The organism is Streptomyces sp. SCA2-17, from assembly GCF_044336695.1.
Genome location: NZ_CP117521.1, coordinates 5,900,033 through 5,921,263, shown reverse-complemented (window position 1 = coordinate 5,921,263; position 21,231 = coordinate 5,900,033). Strand labels below are relative to the sequence as shown.

Here is a 21,231-nt window from a genome sequence, read left to right as displayed (position 1 = left end):
CGCGCGGGGCGGGCGAGGGTGCCCCGGGTCAGATGAACTCCAGGGCCCCGAGCCCGCCCAGCCCCCCGAGCACGAGGAACGCCGGCATGAGGACCTTGAGCTCCACCCAGCTGCCCGCCCGGAAGCGCATGGCCTTCGGCGGTCCGACCGGGTACCAGCGCTTGCGGCCGACGGGTATGGGCCACAGGATCGGGCAGCCGGAGACGGTCAGTGCGTCGCCGATGTCGTGGACGAGGGCACCGAGGACGATCGGCAGGCCCAGCCACAGGTACTCCTGGCCGGGACCGGAGAAGAGCCAGCCGGCGCCGTTGCCCGGCTCGTTCAGGACGCCGGCCAGTATCCAGGCGCTGGTGGCCCCGAGGAGCCACACCAGGACGTCGCTGGAGGTGCGGGCCGCGCGCCACAGGAGCCCCTCGACCGCGAGCACGAGGTGGACGAAGAGGATGCCGAGGACGGCCCAGCGCCCGCCCGTGACCGCCAGTGCGGAGGTGCCGGCGCCTATGAGGACGGCCCACAGCCAGGTGTGGGTGAGCGTGCGGTGGCCGCCGTTGCGGCGTGGGTCCCCGTGGCCGCGGGTGGCCTTGTAGACGGAGTGCGACAGCTTGTCGATGACGTCGCACAGGACGCGGGACACCGGGCCGAAGGCGCGCGATATCGTCGCCGACTTGTGGTCGAGGTCGGGGGCGAGTGCCGCTCCGGCGCAGATCAGGGCGCCGACGACGAGCACCGGCCAGGGCATCGGCTCGCCGGCGGCCGCCATCGCCGATCCCACTCCCAGCCAGGCGGCCGCTCCCGAGAGCGAGTGCGCCGGTCCCATCATGGTCGTTCCCACTTCCTGTGCCGGACGGCGTGCGCTGTTCTGACGCCGGGTCGGCGACTCAGCGTAGCGTCCGGATGATCACCATTGGACCGGCCGGTTCCCTGATCCGGTCCGGGGCCAGGCAGTATGGAGGGGTGACCCTTATCGATCAGATGCCGAGCCATGCCGACCCCGATGCCCTTTTCGAAGCCTTCTCGGCCTGGGCCGAGGAGCGGGGCATCTCGCTGTACCCCGCGCAGGAGGAGGCGCTGATCGAGGTGGTCTCCGGGGCGAACGTGATCCTTTCGACCCCCACCGGCTCCGGCAAGAGCCTCGTCGCGGCCGGTGCGCACTTCACCGCGCTCGCCAACGACCAGGTGACCTTCTACACCGCGCCCATCAAGGCGCTGGTGTCGGAGAAGTTCTTCGACCTGTGCAAGATGTTCGGCACGGAGAACGTCGGCATGCTCACGGGCGACGCCTCGGTCAACGCCGACGCGCCCATCATCTGCTGCACCGCCGAGGTGCTCGCCTCCATCGCGCTGCGGGACGGCAAGGACGCCGACATCGGCCAGGTCGTGATGGACGAGTTCCACTTCTATGCGGAGCCGGACCGGGGCTGGGCGTGGCAGATCCCGCTGCTGGAGCTGCCCCAGGCGCAGTTCATCCTGATGTCGGCCACTTTGGGCGATGTATCCCGTTTCAAGGATGACCTGACCCGGCGCACGGGGCGTCCCACCGCCGTGGTCCGCTCGGCGACCCGGCCCGTGCCGCTCTCCTACGAGTACCGCTCGACGCCGCTCACCGACACCCTCACCGAGCTCCTCCAGACGCACCAGGCGCCCGTCTACATCGTGCACTTCACGCAGGCCGCGGCCGTGGAGCGGGCGCAGGCGCTGATGAGCATCAACATGTGCTCGCGCGAGGAGAAGGACGAGATCGCCAAGCTGATCGGCAATTTCCGCTTCACCACCAAGTTCGGCAGGAACCTCTCGCGCTACGTCCGGCACGGCATCGGCGTGCACCATGCGGGCATGCTGCCCAAGTACCGCCGCCTGGTGGAGCGGCTGGCGCAGGCGGGTCTGCTGAAGGTCATCTGCGGCACGGACACCCTCGGCGTCGGCGTCAACGTGCCGATCCGCACGGTGCTGTTCACCGCCCTCACCAAGTACGACGGCCAGCGGGTGCGGACCCTGCGGGCGCGGGAGTTCCACCAGATCGCGGGCCGCGCGGGGCGGGCCGGCTACGACACGGCCGGCTTCGTCGTCGCCCAGGCCCCGGAGCACGTCGTCGAGAACGAGAAGGCCCTGGCGAAGGCCGGCGACGACCCCAAGAAGCGGCGCAAGGTGGTCCGCAAGAAGGCGCCCGAGGGCTTCGTCAACTGGGGCGAGAACACCTTCGAGAAGCTCATCGCCTCCGAGCCGGAGCAGCTGACCTCGCGCTTCCGCGTCACGCACGCGATGCTGCTGGCGGTCATCGCGCGCCCGGGCAACGCCTTCGACGCGATGCGACGCCTGCTGGAGGACAACCACGAGCCGCGCCGGAACCAGCTGCGGCACATCCGCCGCGCCATCGCGATCTTCCGCTCCCTCCTCGACGGCGGCGTGGTCGAGCGGCTCGAGCAGCCCGACGCCGAGGGCCGGATCGTCCGCCTCACCGTGGACCTGCAGTCGGACTTCGCGCTCAACCAGCCGCTGTCGACGTTCGCGCTCGCCGCCTTCGAGCTCCTGGACCCGGAGTCCCCGTCCTACGCCCTGGACATGGTCTCGGTGGTCGAGTCCACGCTGGACGACCCGCGGCAGATCCTCGCGGCGCAGCAGAACAAGGCGCGCGGCGAGGCCGTCGCGGCGATGAAGGCGGACGGCGTCGAGTACGAGGACCGCATGGAGCGGCTCATGGACGTGACGTACCCCAAGCCGCTGGACGAGCTGCTGACCCACGCCTACGACCTCTACCGCAAGAGCCACCCCTGGGTCGGCGACCACCCGCTGTCGCCGAAGTCGGTCATCCGCGACATGTACGAGCGGGCCATGACCTTCACGGAGTTCACCTCCTTCTACGACCTGGCGCGGACCGAGGGCATCGTCCTGCGCTATCTGGCCAGTGCGTACAAGGCGCTGGACCACACCGTCCCCGATGACCTGAAGTCCGACGACTTCGAGGACCTGATCGCCTGGCTGGGCGAGATGGTGCGCCAGGTCGACTCCAGCCTGCTGGACGAGTGGGAGCAGCTGGCGAACCCCGAGGAGGAGTCGGCGGAGGAGGCCCAGGACCGCGCCGACCAGGTCAAGCCGGTCACGGCGAACGCCCGCGCCTTCCGGGTGCTGGTGCGCAACGCGCTCTTCCGCCGGGTCGAGCTGGCCGCCCTCGACAAGGTCGGCGAGCTCGGCGAGATGGACGCCGACGCCGGCTGGGACGAGGACCGCTGGGCCGAGGCCATGGACGCCTACTGGGACGAGTACGACGACCTGGGGACCGGTCCCGACGCGCGCGGCCCGAAGCTGCTGCGCATCGAGGAGAAGCCCGAGGACGGGCTGTGGCGGGTCCGGCAGACCTTCGCGGACCCCGGTGGCGACCACGACTGGGGCATCACGGCCGAGGTGGACCTCACCGCCTCCGACGAGGAGGGCCGCGCGGTGGTCCGCGTCGTGGACGTCGGTCAGCTGTAGCCTCCGAGGCGCGGCCCCCGCGGCCCGCCCCGGCAGCGAAGGAGGCCCGATGACCACACCGACCGACCGTCTGGTGGGTCTGCTCGACCTGGAGCGGATCGACCTGAACATCTTCCGGGGCCGCAGTCCCGACGAGTCGCTGCAGCGCGTCTTCGGCGGGCAGGTGGCCGGGCAGGCGCTGGTCGCGGCCGGGCGGACCACCGATGGTGACCGCCCGGTCCACTCGCTGCACGCGTACTTCCTGCGCCCGGGGCGGCCGGGCGTGCCGATCGTGTACCAGGTGGAGCGGGTGCGCGACGGGCGCTCCTTCACCACGCGGCGCGTGGTGGCCGTCCAGCAGGGCCGGACGATCTTCAATCTCACCGCCTCCTTCCACGAGCCCGAACCGGGCTTCGAGCACCAAGTGGCCATGCCGGACGTGCCGGCGCCGGAGGAGCTGCCGCGGCTCGCCGACGAGATCCGCGACCGCCTCGGCGAGCTGCCCAGCGCACTGCGGCACATGGAGCGCCGGCTGGCCTTCGACATCCGCTACGTGGACCGGCTGCGCTGGACCCCGCAGGAACTGGCGCACGCCGAGCCCCGCAGCGCGGTGTGGATGCGCGCGCTGGGGCCGCTGGGCGACGACCCGCTCGTGCACACCTGCGCCCTCACGTACGCGAGCGACATGACGCTCCTCGACGCCGTACGCATCCCGGTGGAGCCGCTGTGGGGGCCGCGCGGCTTCGACATGGCCTCGCTGGACCACGCGATGTGGTTCCACCGGCCGTTTCAGGCCGACGAGTGGTTCCTCTACCAGCAGGAGTCCCCCATCGCGACGGGCGCCCGGGGGCTGGCCCGCGGTCAGATCTTCGACCGCGAAGGCCGGCTGCTGGTGTCGGTGATGCAGGAGGGGCTGTTCCGCAAGGTCGGCTGAACGCCGCCGCCGGAGCCGGCCCCCGCGGGGCGCTCACGCGATGCGCCGCAGTCTGCGGAGCCACCCCCGCAGACCCGCCGGCGCTTCCGGTGCCGCGGCCGCCCGCTCCTCGGGCCCCTCTTCCGGATCCGGCTCCGGCCGCTGCTCCGCCCCCGGCTCCGTCGCCGGCAGGGCAGCAGGCCGGGGCGGCTCCGCATACCCTTCGGGCTTCGGCGCCGGCCGGGCCGCACGGGCGGTGGCCAGGGCCCGGGCGAGCCGCTCCCGGTGACGCCGGATCTCATCGGCATCGACGGCGATCGTCACCCGCTCGATGACCTCCCGCGCCGCCGCCGAGTCCGTGCGGATCCCGGCGAGATCCGGACGCAGCAGGTTCAGATACGCCCGCTCGTACGGGTCGGGCACGGCGTCCGCCAGCTGGTCGGGGGCGAGCATGGCCGCGACGGCCGCCGCGCGCTCCCAGGGGTCCGCGGTCAGCACGGTCAGCTGGCCGAGCCGCCGGGCGCGCCAGCTCCGGGCCCGCTGGTCGTCGCGCTCCTCCAGCTCCATGCGGAGCACGGGGTCCGTGCGGCCGGCGAGCAGTCCGGGATTGGCGTCGGCGAACTCCACGAGGTCGGAGGCCAGATAGTGCCAGACCACGGCCCGGTAGCGATTGACATAGAACCTCACGGGCGCGAAGCAGCCCGCTCTGGCGAGGCGCGCGAAGCGGGCGGGGCTCACGCCCATCAGCTGGGCGGCCTCCGCCGTGCCCACGGCCCACAGCCGGTTGCGCAGCGATTCGGGGAATCCCGCGCCGGACCGGAGCCGCTCGATCTCCTCGCGGGCGACCCGTGCCCGCGGTCTGCCGCCGAAGGCGACGGACACCGTCCGCACATGCCCCAACTGCACGGCGAGCTCGAATTCGCGGGGCCGCAGGCCCAGCTCACGCGCCGCCCTCCCGCAGGCCACCGTGGCCGCCGTCCCCCGCTCCCGGCATTCCTGCACTGCCATGATTCCTCCCCCGGCACCGTCCGATCACTGACAGTGACGACGATAGCGGTGGAGTACGACGGCGTTTCCGGCCTGTGGATAACCTTCCGTCAGCTTTCGCCGCCCGGGCCCCCCGGCGCCCCGCTCTGCTGCCGGGCCGCGACGCCGAGGTGCTCGCCGACGCGGTTGACGAGCAGCGTCATCTCGTACCCGATCTGGCCGATGTCGGCCTCCGCCGCCCCGAGGACGCACAGACAGCTGCCGTCGCCCGCGGCCGTCACGAACAGCACGCCTTCGTCGAACTCGACCATCGTCTGCCGCACCCGGCCGGCCCGGAACTGCCGGCCCGAGCCCTTCGCGAGGCTGTGCAGCCCCGACGCGACGGCGGCCAGGTGCTCGGCGTCCTCGCGCTTCAGGCTCGTGCTGGCCCCCGTCACCAGCCCGTCGTTGGAGAGCACCAGCGCGTGCCGTATGTGCTCGATGCGCTCGGTCAGGTCGTCCAGCATCCAGTCGAGCCCCTTGCCGACTGCCATGTCCCGCCTCCCCGTTCGGCTGTTCCCCGTAACTGCCGTGCAAGCCTTGCTCACCCGCGTGCCGTCGGCAACCCGTCCCGGCCCGTCGGCACGCCTCCGTGCACAAGTTGGCACATGATGGGGACATGGCACAGGAAACGACCAAGGACCAGTGGCGCGATCCCGCCCACGTGCAGGAGTTCTTCAGCGTGCGGGCGCGCGACTGGGACGCCCGGTTCCCCGGCGACGGGCCGGCCTACGACGCCGCCGTCGCCGATCTCGGGCTGCGGCGGGGCGATGCGGTCCTGGACGCGGGGTGCGGCACCGGCCGGGCGCTGCCGGCGCTGCGCGCGGCCGTCGGCCCGCAGGGCGTCGTGCTCGGCGCGGACCTCACCCCTGCGATGCTGGAGGCGGCCGTACGGGCCGGCCGGCAGCGGTCCGGCCGGTTGCTGCTGGCCGACGTCACCAGGCTCCCGCTGCGCGACGGTTCGCTCGACGCCGTCTTCGCCGCGGGACTCGTCTCCCACCTGCCGGACCTTGCGGAGGGCCTGCGAGAGCTGGCCCGCGTCGTGCGGCCCGGTGGCCGGCTCGCGCTGTTCCACCCCGTCGGACGGGCCGCTCTCGCCGCCCGTCACGGCCGCCAGGTGACGCCCGACGACGAGCGCGCCGAGCCCAACCTGCGCCCCCTGCTGGCGCGTGGCGGCTGGCGTCTCGACTCGTACACGGACGAGGACACGCGCTTCCTGGCGCTCGCGAGCCGCGCGGACCGCCCTGTGCGGAACGGCGCGGTCTAAAACCGGCCTGACAAGCGGGGCGGACGAAGGAGACCAGGGCCTAGGAGGGCAGGAGGGACTGCCCGGCGACCGCCTGCACGAAGGCGGCGGGATTGTCGAACATCATGTTGTGCCCGGCGCCGGGCACGGTCTTCACGGCCACGCCCGAGGCCTCCAGCCCCTCGCGGCCGGTGAGTTCGCCGCTCAGCTCACCCATCAGGTACGTTCGCGGAATGGCCAGGTCCTGAAGCATGCGGCGCATCGTCGGCCGGGTCCCGCGCACCAGGCCGACCGCGCTGCGGTGGAGCGCCGTGGGGTCGGCCAGCCGCATCGTCGCGCGCCAGAACGGGCCCACCCGTTGCAGCGTCTCGGTGAAGCCGCCGCCGTGGACGAAACCTTCCTCCGTGTAGGAGGCGATGCCGCTGCTGCCGGCCGTGCGGGGCGGGTCGGGGTCCAGGTTCGCCTCGGCGAGGACGAGGCCGGAGACGAGCTCCGGCCGCCGCGCCGCGAGCACGACGGCGACCGCTCCGCCCATGCTGTGGCCCACGAGCTCGGCCCCCTTGACCCCGGCCGAGTACAGGGCCGCGGCCACGGCGTCGGCGTGCTCCTCCAGGGTGTAGCCGAAGTCCAGGGGGCGGTCGCTGATGCCGTGCCCGGGCAGGTCGATGAAGAGCGAACGCCGGTCGGCCAGCGCCGGGGCGGCCGCGATGTGCGCGTGGTAGACGGCCGAGGCCGATCCCAGGCCGTGGAGATAGACCCGCGCCGGGCCGCCTCCGGCGGCCTCGGTCCATCGCACACAGGCCCCCGTGGATCCGAACTCCGCCTGTCGCATGCCCTTCTCCCCTCCAGCGATTTTCCGTACTGGATCATCACCATACATCGATCACGATGTACCGCCATAGCGATGTACAGCGGCTGTCGGGTTGAATACCGCCATGCTTGAACTCGCCATCCTCGGATTCCTCTACGACGCTTCGCTGCACGGTTACGAGCTGCGCAAACGCATCGCCGCACTGACCGGGCACGTCAAGCCCGTGGCGGAGGGGTCGCTGTATCCGGCGATCAAGCGGCTGGAGTCGGCGGGGCTGCTGGCACGTGAGACCCGGCCCGGCTCCGGAGCCGCCCCACGGCACGTGCTCAGCCTCACAGCTCACGGCCGTGAGGAACTGCGCCACCGGCTGGCGGAGCCGGCCGAGAGCGACATCACGGACGAGAACCGCTGGTTCACGGTGCTCGCGTTCCTGCGGCACCTCGGTGAACCGGCGGGGCAGGCCGCCGTGCTGGAACGGCGGCTCGCCTTCCTCCAGCAGCCGGCGAGCTTCTTCTACGCCGGCGACCAGCCGCTGCGCGCCGAGGAGATCGAGGATCCCTTCCGGCGCGGAGTGCTCACCATCGCCCGCGCCACCAGCCGTGCGGAACTGACCTGGCTGCGCGAGACGATCGGCTCACTCCGCGGCGCCTGAACCGTTCCCGTGCGGCACGGGGCAGGCCGTGCCGCGGCGGCCGGCGGGAAACGTGCCCAGCCCGGCGACGACATAGCCGCCGGGATAGCCCTTGATCTCGGGGTTCTGGCGCGCGTAGTGAGGCGTGCGGCGGGGCGGGAGCAGGCGCACGGCTCCGGCCCGGGCCCGCAGGGCACCCCGCACCAGCGCGCGGGTGGCGGGGCGGGGCCGCTCGTAGCGGAATGCGCGCAGCAGGGAGTCGTCGAGCAGGGCCATGCTCGCGCCGCGCACGAGCGGGGCCAGCGGGCGCGGGTACCAGGAGGCCATCAGGTCGAGCGTCGCGTCCGACACGCGCCGGCCGCCCTCGTCCCAGCCGAAGTGCTCAGCCTCATAGTCGTCCAGGCAGTGTTCGAACTCGGCATAGGAGCCCGGGATGCCTTGGATGCCCATGCGCTTGCCCAGGGTGCGGTAGTACACGCTGATCGCGTGCCGCTCGTGCCCGGAGAGCCTTCGCCAGCCGTACGCGTCCACCCACCTGGCCGGGATGACGACGAAGGTGCACAGGACGTAGCGCATGTCGTCGTTGCTGATGTCGTAGCTGCGGTGCATCTGGTTGATTCGGCGGATCGCGGTCCGGCCGCTCTCGCTGTCGAATCCGTGCTCCACGACGGTGTCGAGCAGCAGGGCCGTGTCGTCGTAGCGCTTCTGCGGACGGCGGGAGAACTCGCCCGTCTCCGCGAGCAGGCGGCCGTGCTGGGCACGGCGTAGGTCCTGTAGAGGGCGAGTTCCAGGGCGCGGGTCATGTCCCAGGGGAACTCCAGGGTCACCGCGATCCGGAAGATCCTGAGGAAGTCCCGTTCGGGGTCCAGCCTCCGGATCTCCTTGAGCCGGTCGTAGCGCTTCACGCGGCGGTCGCCCCCTTGTTCGTCGGAGGTTCAACTCTACGGGTGGCGGGCACACTTGAACGACCACGGCACGGAACGCTCGCGGAGGCAGGTGAGGATCGGTGTTCGGCAAGCTCCGCAAGCGCATCGAGGAGGCCTGGCAGCCGCCGGAGCCCCCGCCGCCCGCCGGGCGGCAGCGCAATCTCTTCGAGGCAGCCGCCACGTACGTGGCGGCGTGCGCCGAGAACGACCAGGAAAGAAGCACCGAGGCGGCACGCTGGGTCTCCCCCGAGGCGCTCTGCTTCGGCGTGAACGAGCTCGCGTGCAGGGCGGTCGCCGCGCTCGCCCGGGAGCACGACGAGACGCCGCAGCACACGGCACGCAGACTGCTCAACCTGCCGGTCGCCTGAGGCGCCGAGCCTGACCGGCGGCACCGACAGTTCCCGAAGCCGTCACCTTGAAGGCGTGTACATGACAGGCGGCTTCTCTTACCTTGCCGGTATGCCCCCCGCCACCAGCCACTCTCGCGGGCCGCGCCGGTTCCGCCGCCGCCACCTCGGCACCCTGGTCACGGCTCTCGGCCTCGCCGCCGCGTCCCTCGGCCTGTGGGCCTCGGACTCCACCGCGGCAGCGGCCGTGCCCACTCCCGACCACGTAGTGGTCGTGGTCTTCGAGAACCACGCCTACGGCCAGGTCATCGGGAATTCCGGCGCGCCTTACATCAACTCCCTCGTCTCGGACGGGGCCGGCCTGACCGCCTCGTACGCCGAGATGCACCCCAGCCAGCCCAACTACTACGCGCTCTTCTCGGGCGACACCCAGGACGTCACGGACGACAGCTGTGTCACCCCCGGCTTCAGTGACGCGCCCAACCTCGCCTCCGAACTGACCGCCGCGGGCAGGACCTGGGCGAGCTACAACGAATCCCTTCCCGCCGAGGGGTCCACCACCTGCAAGAGCGGCAAGTACGCGCAGAAGCACAACCCCTGGTTCGGCTTCAGTAACGTGCCCACCGCAACCGCGCACACCATGGCTGCCTTCCCCAGCGACTACGCGAAGCTGCCGACCGTCTCCTTCGTCGTGCCGAACCTCTGCAGCGACATGCACGACTGCTCCGTCGGTACGGGCGACACCTGGCTGAAGAACAACCTGAAGGGCTATGCGGACTGGGCCAAGACGCACAACAGCCTGCTCCTCATCACCTTCGACGAGGACAACAGGCTCAGCGGCAACCGCATCCCGACCGTCCTGTACGGGCAGCCCGTCAAGCCGGGCTCCACGTCCGGCACCACCTACAACCACTACGACGTCCTGCGCACGCTCGAGGACATGTACGGCACCGCGCACGCAGGCAGGGCGGCGGGCGCGCGCGACATCACCGGCATCTGGAACAGCTGACGGTGTACCTCACGGACAGCCGCACCACCCCGGGCGTCCCCGACACCGCCGGCCGGTCCCCCTCCCCCGGCCGGCGGGCCGCCGTCCCCGCGACGGTGCTCACCCTGGGCACCGTCAGCCTCGTCACCGACATCTCCTCGGAGATGGTCACCGCCGTCCTGCCGCTCTACCTCGTCGCCGAACTGGGCCTCTCGCCGCTCGGCTTCGGCCTCCTGGACGGCATCCACAACGGCGTCGGCGCGCTCGTCCGGCTCGCAGGCGGCAGGTTCGCCGACCGGGGCCCGGGCGGCCACAAGGCCGTGGCCGCAGCCGGCTACGGCCTCTCCGCCCTGTGCAAGCCGCTGCTGCTCCTCGTGCACGGCGTGCCCCTGATCGGCGCGGTGCTCGCCGCCGACCGCACGGGCAAGGGCCTGCGCACCGCGCCGCGCGACGCCATGATCTCGCTGGCGTGCGACCCGGCCGCGCGGGGCCGGGCCTTCGGGGTGCACCGCGCGATGGACACCGCGGGGGCGCTGATCGGTCCCCTGGTCGCCTTCCTCGTCCTGCGGGCCGCGGCCGGGGGCTACGACGCCGTGTTCACCGTGAGCGGCTGCGCGGCCGCCCTAGGGGTGCTCATCCTCTTGCTGTTCGTGCCCGGCCGCACGGCCTCTCCACGGCATCACAGCGCGCCTGAGGGGCGGGCGCTGCTGCGCGCCGTGGCTCGCCGTCCGGAGGTCCGCCGGCTGACCGCGTGCGCGGTGCTGCTGGGGCTGACCACCGTGAGCGACTCGTTCCTGTACCTCACCCTCCAGCGGCGCCTGGACCTGTCGGAGACGTGGTTCCCGCTGCTGCCGCTGGGTACGGCCGGCACCTTCCTGCTGCTGGCCGTACCGCTGGGCGCCGTCGCCGACCGCTTCGGGCGGCGACGGCTGTTCCTCTGCGGCCACCTCGCGCTCCTGGGGGCGTACGGCGTGCTCGCCGCCCCGCTCGGCGGCTCGCCCGCCCTGCCGTGCCTCGCCCTCGCGCTGCACGGGAGCTTCTACGCCGCCACGGACGGCGTGCTGGCCGCGGCCGCCGCCGACGCCGTCCCCGAGGCCGTCCGCGGCAGCGGGCTCGCCGTCGTGCAGACCGGGCAGGCAGCCGCCCGCTTCGCCTGCTCGATCGCCTTCGGCGCGGCCTGGGCCGCGTGGGGCGACCGCACGGCCCTGGAGGCGGCAGCGGCCGGGCTGGCCGTCTCCGCCGCCGTCAGCGCCCCGCTGTTGCGACCGTCGAGGAGCCCGGAGAACGCTCAGAGCCCGACAACCGCCAAGGGCCCGGCCCTATGACCCGCAGAAGCCGTCTCCTGATCCTGTTCACCGCCGTCCTGCTCCTCGGCGGCGTCGCCCTGGCCGCCACGCTGCACGCTGCCGGGCGGGCCGCCGAGAAGGACCGCGCGCGGCCGGGCGATCCCCGGGTCACCTCCGGCGAGGTCGTCCTGGACGCGCCCGGCCGGAGCGTCTTCCGGAACATGGCATGGGGGCCGCACCGCGACGAGATCGCCTCGGTGCCCGCCGCCGACCCCTCGGGCCCCCGTGCCGCGTCAGGGGTGCGCTGCCTGCGCTTCCACGCGGCGGGCGGGACGGGCATCTGCCTGCAAGCGGTGCACAGCGGGCTCCGGGACGGCTACCGGGCCGTCGTCCTGGACGCCCGGCTGCGCGAGCTGCGCCACTACGACCTCGCCGGCATACCGACCCGGGCCCGGGTGTCCCCCAGCGGGCGTACCGTCGCCTGGACCGTTTTCGTCAGCGGCGACTCGTACGCGGGTACGAACTTCTCCACCCGCACCTCCGTCCTGGACCTACGCACCTGGACGCTGGACCGCAATCTGGAGGACTACCGGTTCTTCCTGGACGGACGGCCGTACAAGGCCGTCGACACCAACGTCTGGGGCGTCACGTTCGCCGACGACACGCACTTCTACGCGACCGTCGCCACGGGCGGGCGGACCCGTCTCGTACGCGGTGACCGCACCGCACGGACGCTGCACAGCGTGCACACCAACGTGGAATGCCCGTCCCTCTCGCCCGACGGGACGCGCATCGCCTATAAAAAGCGCGTGGAGGGCGCGCCCGAGGAGGCGCCCTGGCGGTTGTACGTCCTGGACCTGCGCACGCAGCGCGAGACCCCGACGGCCGAGCGGCGCAGCATCGACGACCAGGCCGTCTGGCGGGACGCCCACACCCTCGTCTACGCGCTGCCCGGCGACTACGGATCGGATCTGTGGACCGTCCCGGCGGACGGTTCCGGCAGCCCGCGGGTCATCATGGCCGCGGCGCTGGCCCCGGCCTTCACCGGCTGATCCCCGCGCCGCGCGGCTCCCGCGCGGGACCGCTGCCCGCCGCTTCGCGCGGCCGTCAGCGGCCGATCTCCTTGCGCGAGACCCTGCGCAGCCGCTTGCGCTGCGAGGAGTCCAGCAGCAGATACGCGCCCACCGGGACGCCGACCATCACCAGCAGCGCGGCCCAGAAGGGCAGCAGCCACAGCAGGATCACTCCGACGGCCACGCCTCCGGCGGCGACCTTGGCCCTGTTGCTCATTTCCCTGCCTCCTTCGCGACGGCTGCCGCTCTGTCCGTGAGAACGCCCGGCGGCTGCGCCCGGTTCCTCAGCCGGTCCGCAGCGGGGCGCCCACGTCGTGCATGTGGCGCAGCGCCTGGCGGTACGAGTCGGCGATTCCAGTCTCCGTGTACGGCAGCCCCGACGCGCGGCAGTGCGCGCGGACCAGCGGCCGGGCGAGGCGCAGGTGGGGGCGCGGCATGTTCGGGAAGAGGTGGTGCTCGATCTGGTAGTTCAGGCCGCCCATGAGCCAGTCCGTGACGACCCCGCCGCGCACGTTGCGGGAGGTGAGGACCTGGCGCTGGAGGTGGCCCCAGCGCTCGCCGTCCGGGTCGGGCATCTCCATGCCCTTGTGGTTGGGGGCGAAGACCATGCCGAGGTGGAGACCGAAGAGCGCGTGGTGGACGAGGGCGAAGACGACGGCCTTGCCGGGGGACATCGAGGACAGCAGCAGGGCGGCGTAGCCGGTGACGTGGAGGGCGAGGAGTGCCGCTTCCGCCCGCCGTTCTCCCGCGCTCTGCCGCTTGAGGTCGCGCACGCTGGAGACCTTCAGGGCGATGCCTTCGAGCAGGAGCATGGGGAAGAAGAGGCGGGCCTGGTTGCGGGTGAGCCACCGGGAGAAGCCCTGGCGCTGCGCGGCCTGCCGCTGGGTCCACACGAGCGCGCCGACACCGACGTCGGGGTCCTTGTCGACGTGGTTGGGGTTGGCGTGGTGGCGGTTGTGCTTGTCGTTCCACCACGCGTAGCTCATGCCCAGCAGGAGGTCGGCGTGGAGCAGGCCGAGCAGCCGGCCCGTGCGCCGGGTGGCGGCTATCTGGGCGTGTCCGCTGTCGTGTCCGACGAAGGCGGTGCGGGCCCAGAACAGGGCGGCGGGGACGGCCAGCAGGACCGTCCACCAGGAGTCGCCGGTGAGCACGATCCCGGCCGCCGTGGCGGCGAGCGCCAGGAGGTTCACCGCGATGCTGCGTGCGTACCAGCCCCTGCGGCGTTCGAGGAGGCCCTGGTCCCGGACCTGGCGGAGGAGCGGGGCGAAGTCACTGCCCGCGGCGGGTTTCGCGAGCAGTGTGGCGGCGGCCTGGGGCATGGGGTCTCCGGACGGTCGGAAAGCTGGGCTGACCTCACAGAACGTACGGATCGGAGCCGGTGGGGAGCCATGGCGTCACCACCCGGCTCCTGCTGGGGCAAACCCCCCGCCGGGCACGGGGGTTTGGGTACACCCCGGCTCCGGAGGTGTGGCCCGGCTCACGCCGTGGCCGCCTTCGCCGGGAGCGCCCTTCCTGTACCCTCGGCGGCTCCGGACCCCGACTAGTCAAATTTGAGGAATGCGCAGCGCTGTGACACCGCCCTCTGCCGCAACACCCTCCGAGATCTCCCGGCTCGCCCACTGCTCCGCCGTCTTCCTCCCCGGTGACCCCGCGCGCACCGGGCGGGTCGCCTTCCGGCTCCCGGACGGCGAACCGCCCGCCTCCCCTGGCGGCGTCGAAGACCTGACCATCGCCGTCGCGGACGGCGCCGGCGTCACGACGACGACCGTCCGGGCCGCCGTCCTGCCCGTGCGCGACGCCGTCCCCGTCCTCACCCGCGCCCGGGCCGCGCGGGCCGACGAGGCGGCCGCCTTCTGGGGCGCCGCCGCTGTCCTCGCCCTGCAACTGGCGGCGCGCGGGCGCCTGCTGCCCGGGCTGTCGGCGACCGACCACGACGCGTGGCGCGTCGGCCCTCTCACCGCCGACGACCTGCGCCGCGTACGCGACCTGGCAGCCGCCATGCCGCCCGCGGCGCGCGCCGTACCGCTCCCGGGCTCCGGCCCCCTGCTGCTCCCCGAGCCGGAGCAGCTCGTGCGTGCCTTCCTGGACGCGGTCGCCGACGGGCTGCCGCGCTCCCCCGCCGCGGCCCTCGCCGCCGGCGGGCCCGCCTTCGCCGCTCCCGAGCCGCGCCGCCTGCCCGAGCAGCGCGCCTGGGCGGAGGGCGTCGCCGCCGGGCACGACGCGGGCGTGCGACTCTCGCTGCGCATCGAGGCTCTGGGCCCCCTCAACGGCGAGGGGCGGGCCGCCCCGCGCTTCCGGGCCGTCCCGCAGCTGCACAGCCTCTCCGACCCGGCCCTCGTGGCCGACGCCGCCGTGGTGTGGTCCGGGGAGCCGCCGGCAGGCGCGGCGCTGGGCCGGGACGCCCGGATGAAGGCGCTGCTCGCGCTGCGCCGGGCCGCCCACGCCTGGCCCGCACTCGCGCCGCTGTTGTCCGCCGCGGTCCCCGACGCCGTCGACCTCGCCGACGACGAGGTCGGGGAGCTGCTGGGCGCCGCCTCCGCGGCGCTGGACGCGGCCGGGGTCGAGGTGCACTGGCCGAAGGAGCTCGTCCGCACGTTCACCGCGCGGGCCGTCGTGGGCCCTCCGGACGACGACGGCCCCGGGCCCGGCCACGAGCGTTCCGGCATGCCGTCCCTGCTCTCGGCCGACGCCTTGCTCACCTTCCGCTGGCGCTTCGCCGTGGGCGGCCTGGAGCTGACCCAGGACGAACTGGACCGGCTCGCGGAGGCCGGCCGGCCCGCCGTGCGGCTGCGCGACCAGTGGGTGCTCGTCGACCCCGAAGCGGTGCGCCGCGCCCGCGGCCGGCAGGACCGCAAGCTCACACCGGTCGAAGCGCTGGGCGCCGCCCTGACGGGCAGGGCGCACACCGACGACGGCGACGAGGACGGCCCTCAGGTCGACGTCCGGCCCACCGGCTGGCTGGCGGCGCTCCGCGACCGCATCGCCGACCCGGAGCACGGCCGCGACCCCGTTCCCCCGCCCGCCGCGCTCGCCGCCACCCTGCGCGACTACCAGTTGCGCGGCCTGGACTGGCTGCACCGGATGACCTCGCTCGGGCTGGGCGGCTGCCTCGCCGACGACATGGGGCTCGGCAAGACCGTCACCCTCATCGCCCTCCACCTGCACCGGCAGACGCTGCCCGACGCGGCCGGCCCCACGCTGGTCGTCTGCCCCGCGTCTTTGGTGGGCAACTGGCAGCGGGAGGTCGAGCGGTTCGCGCCCGGCACGCCCGTACGCCGGTTCCACGGCGCGTCGCGGTCCTTGGAGGGGCTGTCCGACGGGGAGTTCGTGCTCACCACGTACGGCACGATGCGGCTCGACGCGCGGCAGCTGGCCGGCCCGTCCTGGGGCCTGGTCGTCGCGGACGAGGCCCAGCACGTCAAGAACCCGTACTCCGAGACCGCGAAACAACTGCGCACGATCGGCGCGAAGGCACGCGTGGCGCTCTCCGGCACGCCGGTGGAGAACAACCTCTCCGAGCTGTGGGCGATCCTCGACTGGACGACTCCTGGGCTGCTCGGTCCGCTGAGCAGGTTCCGCAAGCGCTACGCCCAGGCCGTCGAGGGCGGGGCGGACCCGGCCGCCGCCGAGCGCCTCGCGGCCCTGGTACGCCCGTTCCTGCTGCGCCGCCGCAAGTCCGACCCCGGCATCGCGCCGGAGCTGCCGCCGAAGACGGAGACGGACCGCGCGGTGGCGCTCACCAAGGAGCAGGCCGGCCTGTACGAGGCCGTGGTGCGGGAGATGCTCGCCGAGGTCGAGGGAGCGGACGGCTTCGAGCGGCGCGGCCTGATCGTCAAGCTGCTGACCGGCCTGAAGCAGATCTGCAACCACCCGGCGCAGTTCCTCAAGGAGAAGTCCCCGCGGATCGCCGGGCGCTCGGGCAAGGTCGAGCTCCTGGACGAGCTGCTGGACACGATCCTCGCCGAGGGGGCGAGCGTGCTGGTCTTCACGCAGTACGTGGCGACCGCCCGCCTCCTGGAGCAGCACCTGGGGGCGCGCGGCGTCCGCACGCAGCTGCTGCACGGCGGCACGCCCGTCCCGCGCCGAGAGGAGATGGTGCGCCGCTTCCAGGACGGTGAAGTACCCGTCTTCCTGCTGTCCCTGAAGGCCGCCGGTACGGGCCTCAACCTCACCCGGGCGGAGCACGTCGTGCACTTCGACCGGTGGTGGAACCCGGCGGTCGAGGCGCAGGCGACCGACCGTGCGTACCGGATCGGCCAGTCGCAGCCGGTGCAGGTGCACCGGTTCGTCACCGAGGGCACGGTCGAGGACCGCATCGCCGAGATGCTCGTCCGCAAGCAAGCGCTCGCGGACGCGGTCCTGGGGAGCGCCGAGGCGGCCGTAACCGAACTGACCGATGCCGAGCTGGCGGATCTCGTCGCACTGAGGGGGAACGGGCGTTGACCGGACAGGAAGTCACCGGCCGGGCGGAGCGCACCTACGCGGCGCTGCCGCCCGGGGCCGGGTGGGGCTCCGCACGGACCTGGTGGGGCCGGGCGTGGCTCAAGGCGCTGGAGGACACGGCGCTGGACGGCAAGCAGGTGAAGGAAGGACGCAGGCACGCGCGCGCGGGCGCGGTGGGGGCGGTTTCGGTGCGTCCGGGCCGCATCACGGCCGTCGTGCGGGACCTGGACGGCACTCCGTACCGCGCCGACGTGGTGGTGCAGGAGTTCGGTGCGGCCGACTGGGAGCGGTTCCTGGAGCTGGTGGCGGGTCAGGCCGGGTACATCGCGGCCCTGCTCGACCGCGACATACCGCCGCATCTGGCCGAGGACGCGCTGGCGGCGGGGGTCGAACTGCTGCCGGGCATCGGGGACCTGGAGCCGGAGTGCTCGTGCGGGACCTGGGACCACTGCGCGCACACCGCGGCGCTGTGCCATCAGATGGCGCTGCTGCTCGACCGGGACCCGTTTGTGCTGCTGCTGATGCGCGGGCGCGGGGAGCGCGAGCTGCTGGACGAGTTGCAGGAGCGCAATGCCGCGGCCGGGCCGGACCGGGCGCCTGGGGCGGGACGGCGTTCCGGGGTGCCGGCCGCGGAGGCGTTCGCCGAGGACGCTTCCGTGGACCCGCTGCCCGGTCCGCCTCCCGCGGTGGAGGCGCCGGGCCGTTCGCCGGTGCTCGACGGGGACGTTGCGCCCGCGCCCGGACTGGACGCGGGGGCGCTGGAGTTCCTGGTGGCGGCCGCGGCGGCCCGGGCCCGGCAGCTGCTGGCCGAGGCGCTGGCCCCGGGCCATGACCGCGCTCCGGTCGCGCGGGAGCTCACGCTGTGGGAGGACGCCGTACGGCTCGCCGCGGCCGGCCCGGACGAGCGGATCCCCGTACGGCTCGCGGCGGGCTGCGGGCGGGAGCGGTCCGGGCTCGACCGGGCGGTACGGGCGTGGCAGCACGGCGGGCCCGCCTCGCTCGCCGTCCTGGAGGAGGAGTGGACCCCGGAGCCCGAGGCGCTCGCGCGCGCCCGCGCCCGGTTGGCGGCCGCGTGGGCGGAGGAAGAGGCTCCGCGGCTGCGGGCCGTGCGTAACCGCTGGACCGTCGTGGGCACGGGCGCGCAGTTGCGCTACGGCAGGGACGGCCGCTGGTGGCCGTACCGGAAGGAGGGCGGGCGCTGGGAGCCCGCGGGGCCCTGCGAAAGCGACCCGGCGGCCGCGCTCGCCGCGCTCCTGGCGGAGGCACCCTCCTGACAGACGCACCTTCCTGAGAACGCGCCTTCCTGAGGACGCGCCTCCCCCCACACGCCAGCGATTCGAAGGCGAAGAGGAATAAAAAGGAACCTTTCATAGGCAACCCCGAGGATTCTGCCGATCAGTGACAGATTATGGTGATCTACAGTTCGATCACCTTCTGGACATAGAAAGGCCCTTTGGGATGGCTTTCGCCCTGCTCCGCCGGTTCACGCGTTTCTCCCGCCCGGAGACCACGCCGATTCCGCTCGGAGCGGGGGCCCTCGACTGCGCCGTGGTCGACACGGCGCAGTCACCGCTGCACAGAGCCGAGGTCTCCGTGCGGGACGCCGCCGGGCAGGAAGTGGTGCACGGGCAGACCGACCCGAACGGCCGGTTCGCGACGACCGTCGCGCCCGGCGAGTACAGCCTCGCGCTGTCGGCCGACGGGTTCCGGCCCGTCCTGAGCACCGTCACCTGCGCGGAGGGCGTCAGCACTTCCCTCGGCACCGTCGCGATGGAGACGGCCCCGGCGCCGGCCATGCCCGCGCCGGGCGCCTGGCGTATCGACCCGGACCACACGGCGGTGCGTTTCATCGCCCGGCACATCGGGCTCGCCGAGGTGCACGGGCGCTTCAACCTCTTCGAGGGCACCCTGTGGATCGCCGAGGACATCCAGCACTCCAGCCTCGACGTCGTGATCGACACGGCCAGCATCGACACGGGGGTCGCGCAGCGCGACGAGCACCTGCGCTCGGCGGAGTTCCTGGACGTCGCCCACTACCCGTACATGCAGTTCACCAGTGAGCGCTTCGTCCACCGGGGCGGCTCGCGGTGGACGGTGCAGGGCGTGCTCAACCTGCACGGCGTCAGCCGGAACATCGCGCTGGACACCCGCTACCTGGGAATCGGCACCGGCATCATGGGCGAGACCCGCACGGCCTGCTCGGCCTCGACCGAACTGCACCGCGAGGACTTCACCCTGGACTGGCGCTCCATGCTCCGGCGCGGCATCGCCATGATCGGCGCCACCATCAGGATCGAGCTCGACATCCAGGCCGTTCCGCAGCAGGAACCCGCCGCCTGACGGCCCGTGCGCAGCCGGCGCGGCGGTCAGTGTCCGCCGCCGGCGCCGGGGACCGGCAGCAGGCCCGTGGGGAAGCCGCTCGGCAGGCCGGTGGGCAAGGACGTCGGCAGGCTGCTCGGGAAGCCCGTGGGGAAGCCGCTGGGCAGGCCCGACGGCAGCGCCGTCGGCCACTGGGACGGAAGCCCGCTGGGGACGGTCAGGGAAGGCGAGGCGGTCCCGCCGGGCGACGTGCCGTCACCCGGCCCGCCCGGCTTGCCGCCCTTGCTGCCGACGACGAGGACAGTGCCCAGCCCGAGCGCCGCGACCGCCACCAGGGCGGCGGCGAGGAGGGCGGCCCTGCGCCCGCCGCCGCTCCGGCGAGGGGGCGGCGGCGGAGGCGCGTCCCACGGCGGCTGGGCGGGCCCGAAGCCGCCCGGGGGCGGCCCGTACGGCGGTCCAGGTGGAGTGGCCATACGGCCAGCGTCCCGCCGGGCGCGCACGCACGGAAGGCGGTGACGGTACCGCTACACAATCCGCCCCGGACCAGGACATTCCGCCGAGCGGCCCGCGGACGTGCCGCAAGATCCCGGAGCCGCGCGCTCAACCCGCCAACGAACACTCAATCTGCCAACGAAGCTTCCTACGCTCAGCCCGCCCCACGCAGGAATGTTTCGAGGCCCGCGAGGTCGTCCGTGTTGAGGAAGTCCACGCCCGCGGAGAGCAGTTCCCGCCACACGGCCTCGCGCGCCGGGCCGGGCCGGTCCGGCGTGGCCCAGAACCGTACGGTCCGGCCCTCCGCGTGCGCGGTGGAAACGATGTGCCGGAGGCGGGCCCTCTCCGCGGACGGCATGGGACCGGTGCCCTGCCAGCCGAACACACTGTTCCAGTTGTCGCTCACCAGGGAGACGAAGGACGCGGGGGCGCCGGCACCGAGGTCGGCGAGCCGGCCGTCGTAGAACGCGTGGCGCAGCCGCTCCTGCTCCATGGGCCCCCGGGCGCCCCGGTCCCCCGAGATCACGGCGGTGACGGCGCCCCGGCGGATCCGGCCGTCGGCACAGGACGTGAACAGCGTGCCGTAGCGGCGCAGCCGCCGCGAGAGCTCCCGGTACGTCGCGGCGCCGTCGCTCTTGATGTCGACGAGCAGCTTCAGCGAGAGGTCGTACCCCGGGTAGACCCGGCCGTGACCGGCTCTGACCCGGCGCTGCAATGGGTCGAGGTACAGGGCTTCGAGGGTGCGGGCCGGGTCGAGGCCGGACGCGTCGTGGGCGACGAGGAGCTCGCCGTCCACGAGCCAGACGTCCGCCTCGACGCTGCCGAACCCATGGCTGAGCGCATCGGCCAGGGGGTGGGGGTGCTCGTAGTCGTTGTGCGCGTGCGCGCGGCGAAGGGGCGGCCTGCCCGGCGCGCCGGAGGCGTACCGCTCCACCGCCGCCGGGGCGGCGTAGCCCGGCGCGGCGAAGGACCCCGTGAGCGCGGCGCCGAGGGCGGCTCCGAAGGTGACGACGGCCGCGCGGCGCGTACGAAGGCTCATGGCAGCTCTCCCAGTTCTCCAGGAACTCCCCGTCGGTGCCGGCCGGTGGGCGGTGGTCCGTCCGCACGGGCCGGTACCTGTGAGTATCGGGGCCCGCTGAGTCCCTGGGCAGGCATGTGCCGAGAGTTGCCCGCGTCGACGCCGGCGCGTTTCCTGTCGTTCTTTCGCGTGGCCTGTCGTTCTTTCGGGGCATAGTGAACCGTTCTGCTCCGTGCCAGAGTTGACGGGACCTCTGGGGTGACTG

General features: G+C 73.2%; 19 protein-coding genes and 1 pseudogene. 11 read left to right on the top strand and 9 right to left on the bottom strand.

Features of this window, described 5'->3' with window-relative positions; translation table 11 throughout:
* Positions 1–28: 28 nt before the first annotated feature.
* Positions 29–820, bottom strand: a complete 792-nt coding sequence (locus PS271_RS26500) for a metal-dependent hydrolase (protein ID WP_398385243.1) — start codon at positions 818–820, stop codon at positions 29–31.
* Between the two features lie 134 nt (positions 821–954).
* Here PS271_RS26500 and PS271_RS26495 point away from each other — a divergent pair, with 134 nt between their 5' ends.
* A complete protein-coding gene (locus tag PS271_RS26495; protein ID WP_398385241.1) occupies positions 955–3,468 on the top strand; it encodes a DEAD/DEAH box helicase in 2,514 nt (837 codons plus the stop codon).
* 49 nt (positions 3,469–3,517) lie between these two features.
* A complete protein-coding gene (locus PS271_RS26490; protein ID WP_398385240.1) occupies positions 3,518–4,381 on the top strand; it encodes an acyl-CoA thioesterase in 864 nt (287 codons plus the stop codon).
* A gap of 33 nt (positions 4,382–4,414) precedes the next feature.
* Here the strand turns inward: PS271_RS26490 and PS271_RS26485 are convergent, their stop codons facing one another.
* Complete coding sequence (locus PS271_RS26485; protein WP_398385238.1) at positions 4,415–5,368, bottom strand: DUF6397 family protein; 954 nt, start codon at positions 5,366–5,368, stop codon at positions 4,415–4,417.
* Between the two features lie 89 nt (positions 5,369–5,457).
* Positions 5,458–5,880, bottom strand: coding sequence for a roadblock/LC7 domain-containing protein (locus PS271_RS26480; RefSeq protein ID WP_398385237.1), 423 nt, complete (start codon positions 5,878–5,880; stop codon positions 5,458–5,460).
* Between the two features lie 125 nt (positions 5,881–6,005).
* On the opposite strand from PS271_RS26480, the gene PS271_RS26475 reads away from it, so the two are divergent.
* Complete coding sequence (locus tag PS271_RS26475) at positions 6,006–6,653, top strand: class I SAM-dependent methyltransferase (protein ID WP_398385235.1); 648 nt, start codon at positions 6,006–6,008, stop codon at positions 6,651–6,653.
* A gap of 40 nt (positions 6,654–6,693) precedes the next feature.
* Here the strand turns inward: PS271_RS26475 and PS271_RS26470 are convergent, their stop codons facing one another.
* Positions 6,694–7,464, bottom strand: a complete 771-nt coding sequence (locus PS271_RS26470) for an alpha/beta fold hydrolase (protein WP_398385233.1) — start codon at positions 7,462–7,464, stop codon at positions 6,694–6,696.
* A 103-nt stretch (positions 7,465–7,567) separates the two neighbouring features.
* On the opposite strand from PS271_RS26470, the gene PS271_RS26465 reads away from it, so the two are divergent.
* A complete protein-coding gene (locus PS271_RS26465; protein ID WP_398385231.1) occupies positions 7,568–8,095 on the top strand; it encodes a PadR family transcriptional regulator in 528 nt (175 codons plus the stop codon).
* Here PS271_RS26465 and PS271_RS26460 read toward each other — a convergent pair.
* A pseudogene (locus PS271_RS26460) lies at positions 8,078–8,979 on the bottom strand (oxygenase MpaB family protein). The gene PS271_RS26465 and the pseudogene PS271_RS26460 sit on opposite strands and share 18 nt — an antisense overlap.
* A gap of 101 nt (positions 8,980–9,080) precedes the next feature.
* On the opposite strand from PS271_RS26460, the gene PS271_RS26455 reads away from it, so the two are divergent.
* The 4 genes from PS271_RS26455 (at position 9,081) to PS271_RS26440 (ending at position 12,673) form a co-directional block, all read left to right on the top strand.
* Positions 9,081–9,368 carry a hypothetical protein gene (locus tag PS271_RS26455; protein WP_398385229.1) on the top strand — a complete coding sequence of 96 codons (288 nt, stop codon included), beginning with the start codon at positions 9,081–9,083 and terminating at the stop codon, positions 9,366–9,368.
* 91 nt (positions 9,369–9,459) lie between these two features.
* On the top strand, positions 9,460–10,356 hold the full coding sequence (locus PS271_RS26450; RefSeq protein ID WP_398385227.1) for an alkaline phosphatase family protein: 897 nt from the start codon (positions 9,460–9,462) through the stop codon (positions 10,354–10,356).
* 2 nt (positions 10,357–10,358) lie between these two features.
* Positions 10,359–11,660, top strand: coding sequence for an MFS transporter (locus PS271_RS26445; RefSeq protein WP_398385226.1), 1,302 nt, complete (start codon positions 10,359–10,361; stop codon positions 11,658–11,660).
* A complete protein-coding gene (locus PS271_RS26440; RefSeq protein ID WP_398385224.1) occupies positions 11,657–12,673 on the top strand; it encodes a TolB family protein in 1,017 nt (338 codons plus the stop codon). The genes PS271_RS26445 and PS271_RS26440 overlap by 4 nt, the downstream gene beginning before the upstream one ends.
* 55 nt (positions 12,674–12,728) lie before the next feature.
* On the opposite strand, the gene PS271_RS26435 is transcribed toward PS271_RS26440, so the two are convergent.
* On the bottom strand, positions 12,729–12,911 hold the full coding sequence (locus PS271_RS26435) for a tail-anchor membrane protein (protein ID WP_398385222.1): 183 nt from the start codon (positions 12,909–12,911) through the stop codon (positions 12,729–12,731).
* A 67-nt stretch (positions 12,912–12,978) separates the two neighbouring features.
* Positions 12,979–14,013 (bottom strand): fatty acid desaturase family protein, encoded by a 1,035-nt coding sequence (locus tag PS271_RS26430; RefSeq protein ID WP_398385220.1) that lies wholly within the window; start codon positions 14,011–14,013, stop codon positions 12,979–12,981.
* Positions 14,014–14,251: 238 nt separating this feature from the next.
* On the opposite strand from PS271_RS26430, the gene PS271_RS26425 reads away from it, so the two are divergent.
* The 3 genes from PS271_RS26425 to PS271_RS26415 all read left to right on the top strand — a co-directional run bounded on the left by PS271_RS26425 (position 14,252) and on the right by PS271_RS26415 (position 19,477).
* A complete protein-coding gene (locus tag PS271_RS26425; protein WP_398385219.1) occupies positions 14,252–17,137 on the top strand; it encodes an SCO1167/SCO6262 family helicase in 2,886 nt (961 codons plus the stop codon).
* Complete coding sequence (locus PS271_RS26420; RefSeq protein WP_398385218.1) at positions 17,134–18,411, top strand: SWIM zinc finger family protein; 1,278 nt, start codon at positions 17,134–17,136, stop codon at positions 18,409–18,411. The genes PS271_RS26425 and PS271_RS26420 overlap by 4 nt, the downstream gene beginning before the upstream one ends.
* A 184-nt stretch (positions 18,412–18,595) precedes the next feature.
* Positions 18,596–19,477, top strand: a complete 882-nt coding sequence (locus PS271_RS26415; protein ID WP_398385216.1) for a YceI family protein — start codon at positions 18,596–18,598, stop codon at positions 19,475–19,477.
* Positions 19,478–19,503: 26 nt separating this feature from the next.
* Here PS271_RS26415 and PS271_RS26410 read toward each other — a convergent pair whose 3' ends face one another.
* Together PS271_RS26410 and PS271_RS26405 are read right to left on the bottom strand one after the other, a co-directional pair.
* Positions 19,504–19,929, bottom strand: a complete 426-nt coding sequence (locus PS271_RS26410; RefSeq protein ID WP_398385214.1) for a hypothetical protein — start codon at positions 19,927–19,929, stop codon at positions 19,504–19,506.
* Between the two features lie 173 nt (positions 19,930–20,102).
* Entirely contained in the window at positions 20,103–20,987 is an 885-nt protein-coding gene (locus tag PS271_RS26405) for a phosphatidylinositol-specific phospholipase C/glycerophosphodiester phosphodiesterase family protein (protein WP_398385212.1), read from the bottom strand.
* Positions 20,988–21,231 lie beyond the last annotated feature (244 nt).